At 66.2% G+C, this 5,577-nt stretch carries 7 protein-coding genes and 1 pseudogene (1 of these 8 cut by a window edge); 6 read left to right on the plus strand and 2 right to left on the minus strand.

Annotated elements, in window-relative coordinates:
- Window positions 1-454: pseudogene (locus tag QZV94_RS21265) on the plus strand (flagellar hook protein FlgE); it begins 931 nt to the left of the window's first position.
- Between the two features lie 169 nt (window positions 455-623).
- Window positions 624-911: a DUF1153 domain-containing protein gene (locus tag QZV94_RS21270; protein WP_293681638.1), complete on the plus strand. Its 288-nt coding sequence runs from the start codon at window positions 624-626 to the stop codon at window positions 909-911.
- Window positions 912-995: 84 nt separating this feature from the next.
- On the opposite strand, the gene QZV94_RS21275 is transcribed toward QZV94_RS21270, so the two are convergent.
- The gene (locus QZV94_RS21275; protein WP_293681641.1) at window positions 996-1,556 is read right to left on the minus strand and encodes an NUDIX domain-containing protein; all 561 of its coding nucleotides are present in this window, start codon (window positions 1,554-1,556) and stop codon (window positions 996-998) included.
- A gap of 212 nt (window positions 1,557-1,768) precedes the next feature.
- Window positions 1,769-2,125, minus strand: a complete 357-nt coding sequence (locus QZV94_RS21280; RefSeq protein ID WP_293681644.1) for a RusA family crossover junction endodeoxyribonuclease — start codon at window positions 2,123-2,125, stop codon at window positions 1,769-1,771.
- An 81-nt stretch (window positions 2,126-2,206) separates the two neighbouring features.
- On the opposite strand from QZV94_RS21280, the gene fumC reads away from it, so the two are divergent.
- The 4 genes from fumC to QZV94_RS21300 all read left to right on the plus strand — a co-directional run.
- The gene (gene fumC / locus QZV94_RS21285) at window positions 2,207-3,601 is read left to right on the plus strand and encodes a class II fumarate hydratase (protein WP_293681647.1); all 1,395 of its coding nucleotides are present in this window, start codon (window positions 2,207-2,209) and stop codon (window positions 3,599-3,601) included.
- Window positions 3,601-3,792, plus strand: a complete 192-nt coding sequence (locus tag QZV94_RS21290) for a DUF4169 family protein (protein ID WP_293681650.1) — start codon at window positions 3,601-3,603, stop codon at window positions 3,790-3,792. Before fumC ends, QZV94_RS21290 begins: the two co-directional genes overlap by 1 nt.
- Before the next feature lie 105 nt (window positions 3,793-3,897).
- Complete coding sequence (locus tag QZV94_RS21295; RefSeq protein ID WP_293681653.1) at window positions 3,898-4,140, plus strand: ribbon-helix-helix domain-containing protein; 243 nt, start codon at window positions 3,898-3,900, stop codon at window positions 4,138-4,140.
- A gap of 254 nt (window positions 4,141-4,394) precedes the next feature.
- On the plus strand, window positions 4,395-5,577 hold a 1,183-nt coding region (locus QZV94_RS21300; protein WP_293681656.1), incomplete at its 3' end, for an amidohydrolase family protein.

Genomic DNA, 5,577 nt, shown 5'->3' on the forward strand with positions numbered 1-5,577 from the left:
TATCGCCGCGCAGACGATCGACATCGATATGACCAAGATTTCGCAGTACTCCGCGGCCTCGACGGTCAACTCGATCAGCGCGAACGCGGCCGGTGTCGGCAACAGCGTCGCCATCGAGGTCGACGATGACTGCGTGGTCTCGGCGATCTACGACAACAGCCAGATCCGCACGGTGGCCAAGGTCGGCATCGCCACCTTCCCGAACGCCGATGGCCTGAAGGCGATCAGCGGCAACGCCTATCGCACCTCGCTCGACGCCGGACAGATGGTGATCAAGGAAGCCGGCGAAGGTGGCGCCGGCCGTATCTCGCCCTCCAGCCTCGAAGCCTCGACCGTGGACCTCTCCGCCGAGTTCACGGGCCTGATCCAGACGCAGAAAGCTTACTCCGCGTCGTCGAAGATTATTACGACAGCAGATCAGATGCTCGAAGAACTCATCAACATCAAGCGATGATACTTGGCGTTAATTGACGTTGAATTCTGTTAATAAACTCAATTGTACTAATTTGGGACACGGAGGATCGCATGAGTAGGTGCTCGTTTACTAAAGCGATTCAGCCGGTGTTAGGGCCCGACCCGTATGCTGCACGTCAATCAGTGATGGTGAGGCGCTAGAAAAGCCCATGTTGCAGCAACAGCAGACGCGCACGAACAGCCGCGGCGAATCCTACGTGATCGGACCGACGGGCGCGCCCCTCACCCGCAACGACCTGCCTCCGCCCAACACCGGGCGCTGGGTCATCCGCCGCAAGGCGGAGGTCGTGGCGGCAGTGCGCGGCGGGCTGATATCGCTTGAGGAGGCGCTGGAGCGCTATTCGCTCACCAACGACGAGTTCCTGTCCTGGCAGCGCTCCATCGAGCGCCACGGGATGGCGGGCCTTCGCACCACGCGTCTCCAGCAGTATCGCTGAGCCGTCCACCACCCCTTTGGACGGTTCGTACAACGCCGGCCGCGCCCCACCCAGGGCGCGGCCGGTTTCGTTGCGCGCCAGATCCTACGGCGTCGCCCGGGCCCTTTGTCTGGCTGACAGGGCCGCCGCAAGGATCGCCCGGTGACGATCGGTTACGGCGCCAAACGCCGCCTTCGTCGACATCAGCCGGGAGCGTACTTTGCCCTGCGTAGGGTCAAGGGCCCGCCGGTCGTAGCGGGTGGCCTCAGCGAGATAGATGACGTTCGCAAAATCGCACCAGGCGGGTGGGGCCGTCGGGCCTGGATGTTGAAAATGCAGGAACGCGAACGGTCGAAGCTCTCCCACGTGCCACCCGCACTCCTCCAGGAGTTCGCGCCGCACAGTCGTTTCCTGAGCTTCACCCGACTTGCGGCGACCACCGGGCATGACGTGGTGCGTGCCGTCGGATTCGCTCACCACAACAACCCGCGAGCCTCTAAACACCACGGCTCGGACCGCGGACACCAGGACGTCCGGTACATGGATGGAGGCGGCGTAACACCGCGATCGCAGCCGTCCCTGCGGGCGCTCGACCTCATGATCGAAGAATGGCTCGTGAACGGAGAGCACCGAAGCGAACGCCACCGCGGCCTCGGCCTGGCTCACGGGAGCAGCTGCTGAGCGGGCATCGCTAGGGCGAGGCGGGATCGGCCAGTCATTCGTGTTGCATCCTAGTCTAGGGCAAGCTCCTGGCGCATCAACGAATGTCCCCCCCACTACCCCTAGCTTGCGTCCCGAACGTCCACTTTGGGGTCGCGTGTGACGCCTCGCGCCACGCGTGCGCTGCAATGGTGACGGTCGCCCCGTAGGTTCACGACCTAACCCAGCCTCGCCACCCGCACGGTGATCCGTTCCCGATCGCCGGGCTTGCGCTCCACCAGCAGCCGTGCCACCTGCGCGTCGTCGTGGAAGGCGTAACCCTTCAAGGCGTCGAGGATGGCCTTTGCCAGGTTGTCGAGGTCGAGCCAGGGCGGGTCGCCGACGTACTCCATGGCGATCTCCACGGCGAACTCTCCCCAAGCCGGGCGCGAACCCCGCCAGGCCTTGCGGAAGAACTCGTAGATTAGCGGTTTGTAGTACTTGGCCTGGGTCGTCAGGCCGTCGACCACGACCTCCATGACCCCGTCCGCCTCGCGCACGCGCACCTTGCCGTGTTGGGTCCAGGCTTCGCTCATCGGGCGCTCTCATAGCGGTCCGGCGCCTTGCAGTCTCCCACCCACGGGGTAAACCGTTGGGCGAACGATGGGGGACTTCCGATGGCTGGCACGCGCACCGAGACCGACACCTTCGGCCCGATCGAGGTCGCCAACGACGTCTATTGGGGCGCCCAGTCCCAGCGCTCCATCGGCAACTTCAAGATCGGCTGGGAGAAGCAGCCCAAGTCGGTGATCCGCGCCCTGGGCATCGTCAAGCGCGCCGCCGCCGAGGCCAATATGGAGCTTGGCCGCCTGGACCCCGAGATCTGCAAGGTCATCGTGGCGGCCGCCCAGGAGGTGATCGACGGCAAGCTGGACGACCACTTCCCGCTGGTGGTCTGGCAGACCGGCTCGGGCACCCAATCGAACATGAACGCCAACGAGGTCATCTCGAACCGCGCCATCGAGATGATGGGCGGGGTGATGGGCTCCAAGAAGCCGGTCCACCCCAACGACCACGTCAACATGAGCCAGTCGTCGAACGACACCTATCCGACGGCCATGCACATCGCCTGCGCCGAACAGGTCGCCAAGGAGCTGATGCCGGCGCTGGAACACCTGCACGCCGCGCTGAAGGTCAAGGAGGCGGCGTTCGCCAACATCATCAAGATCGGCCGCACCCACACCCAGGACGCCACGCCGCTGACGTTGGGCCAGGAATTCGGCGGCTATCGCCAGCAGATCGCCAACGGCGTGCGGCGGATCAAGGACAGTCTGGCCGGCCTCTACGAACTGGCGCAGGGCGGCACGGCGGTCGGCACCGGACTGAACGCACCGGTGGGGTTCGCCGAACTGGTGGCCGAGAAGATCGCCGCCATCACCCGCCTGCCCTTCATCACCGCGCCCAACAAGTTCGAGGCGCTGGCCGCCCACGACGCCATGGTGTTCAGCCACGGAGCGATCAACACGGTGGCCGCCTCGGTCTTCAAGATCGCCAACGACATCCGCTTCCTGGGAAGCGGCCCACGCTCGGGCCTGGGCGAACTGGCCCTGCCGGAGAACGAGCCGGGCTCGTCGATCATGCCGGGCAAGGTGAACCCGACGCAGTGCGAAGCGCTGACCATGGTGTGCACGCAGATCATGGGGAACAATGCCGCCATGACCTTCGCCGGCAGCCAGGGCCACTTCGAACTGAACGTGTTCAACCCGGTGATGGCCTACAATTTCCTGCAGTCGGTGCAGCTGATGTCCGATAGCGCCGTCAGCTTCACGGATCACTGCGTGGCCGGCATCGAGGCGCGTGAAGACAACATCAAGGCGGCGCTGGACCGCTCGCTGATGCTGGTCACGGCGCTGGCGCCGAAGATCGGCTACGACAACGCGGCCAAGATCGCCAAGACCGCGCACAAGAACGGCACGACGTTGAAAGAGGAGGCCGTCGGTGGCGGTTACGTCACCGCGGAGGAATTCGAGCGCGTGGTCGATCCACGGAAGATGATTGGACCGGAGGCGTGATGGGCACCATCGTCAATCTCAACCGCTACCGCAAGGCCAAACAGGCCTCCGAACGCGAGCGCCGGGCAAACGAGCGCCGGCTTCGCTTCGGCATGCCGAAAGCCGAGCGGATGCAGCACACCGCCGAGCAATCGCTCGACAAGCGGCGCCATGACGGCCACCGCTTCGAGGGCGAGGCGAGCAACGACTGACGGGCCGCGTGACGGCCGGGACGCAACATCGTCCCCCGCACGCAGCGGCATGGGCTACCCATTCGGGCGGCCGCATAGAGGGCGGGCCAATGATGCGCTACGGACATGAGTAGACCCGTCAAGCGTTCCTTTACGATCGCGGGGCACCGCACCTCGATCTCACTCGAGGCCTCGTTCTGGGAGGCGCTGAAGAACCTCGCCGCCGAAGAGCGCGTGCCGGTGGCGCAGCTCATCGCGCGCATCGATCAGGGCCGAGACGGCGGCGGCCTCTCCAGCGCCGTGCGCGTCTGGATCCTCAACCGATACCGCTACGGCACCGCGCAGAAGATCGAGCGCACGGCCTCCTGAGCCCGCGCTTTGGGGCGCTTGGCATCCCCGCTTGCGATTGATTGACCCGGTGCGCTTTGCGGGACCGTGTTCTCCCGCGGCTGACTTGCGGGGATCCCCGCCTTCGCCCGGATGACGTTGCAGGTGGAGCGGCCGCCTTCGCCATTCTCCACCGTCCATGGCATGCGCGCTCTGCCCGCTTCGCAGGCAATGTCTTGGCTCGCCTCGCACGCGGCGGCGCCGTAGCATGGCGGCACGCATCGAGGGAGCGCGCCATGACCGCAACAGCCACACTCATCACCGGTGCCCGCGTGCTGCGCGCTGATGGGAAGGCGACAGACGCCGCGGACGTGCTCATCGAAGGCGGCAGCATTCGCGCCATCGAGCCCGCAGGCCGCATCACGCGCGAGGACGTGACGCGCATCGACGGCGCCGACAAGCTGCTGGTGCCAGGGCTCATCAACGGGCACACGCATGGCCACGGCGGGCTTGGCAAGGGGCTGGTGGAAGACCGCGTGCCGCTCGAGGTGTTCCTCTCCGCCAGTGGCGCCATCAACGGCAGCCGCAGCATCGCGGACAAGTATCTCAGCACGCAGCTGACGGCGATCGAGCTGGTGCGCAAGGGCTGCACCGCCGCCTACGATCTCACCGTGGAGTATCCGCTCCCGAGCATCGAGGGCATCACCGCCATGGCGGACGCCTACGCCGATGTCGGCATGCGCGCGGTGCTGGCGCCGATGATGGCCGATCACGCGCTCTACGATGCCTTGCCTGGCCTGATGGACGCACTGCCGCCGGACTTGCGCACGCGCGCCGAGGCCATGCGGGCGAAACCGGCGCAGGCCATTCTCGATGCCGCGCGCGCGGTGCTGTCTGCCTGGCGGCATGATCGCGAGCTGGTGCGGCCGGCGTTGGGGCCCACCATTCCGCTGCATTGCTCGGCGGAGTTCATGGCCGGTTGCGGTCGTCTCGCCGAAGAGTTCGACGTGCGGCTGCAGACGCATCTGGCGGAGAGCAAGTCGCAGGCGGTGCTCGGTCACAAGAAGTTCGGCCGGAGCCTCGTCGCGCATCTCGACGATCTCGGCGTGCTGTCGCCGCGCTTCAGCGGCGCGCACGGCATCTGGCTCGACGAGGAAGAGATCAAGCGGCTGGCCGATCGTGGCGCCGGCATCGTGCACAATCCCATGAGCAACCTGCGGCTCGGGTCCGGCGTGGCGCCGGCGCGGCAGCTGCTGGCCGCCGGGGTGCGCCTGGGCATCGGCACGGACGCCACCAACACCTCGGACGGGCAGAACATGTTCGAGGCGCTGCGGCTTGCCGCGTTCCTGTCGCGCGTGAGCGATGCAGACAGCGCGCAATGGCTCAGCGCAGAGGAAGCCTTCACGGCGGCGACCGTCGGCAGCGCCGGCATCCTGGGTTTCGACAAGCTCGGCGTGCTGGAGCCCGGCTACAAGGCCG

Source organism: uncultured Phenylobacterium sp. (assembly GCF_902826855.1).
GTDB lineage: Bacteria > Pseudomonadota > Alphaproteobacteria > Caulobacterales > Caulobacteraceae > Phenylobacterium.

What these genes read in the sequence shown, in the direction of transcription:
- QZV94_RS21270 (WP_293681638.1), top strand. Translation starts at nt 624, where the DNA reads ATGTTGCAGCAACAGCAGACGCGCACGAACAGCCGCGGCGAATCCTAC.
- QZV94_RS21290 (WP_293681650.1), top strand. Translation starts at nt 3,601, where the DNA reads ATGGGCACCATCGTCAATCTCAACCGCTACCGCAAGGCCAAACAGGCC.
- QZV94_RS21280 (WP_293681644.1), bottom strand. Translation starts at nt 2,125, where the DNA reads ATGAGCGAAGCCTGGACCCAACACGGCAAGGTGCGCGTGCGCGAGGCG.
- QZV94_RS21295 (WP_293681653.1), top strand. Translation starts at nt 3,898, where the DNA reads ATGAGTAGACCCGTCAAGCGTTCCTTTACGATCGCGGGGCACCGCACC.
- fumC (WP_293681647.1), top strand. Translation starts at nt 2,207, where the DNA reads ATGGCTGGCACGCGCACCGAGACCGACACCTTCGGCCCGATCGAGGTC.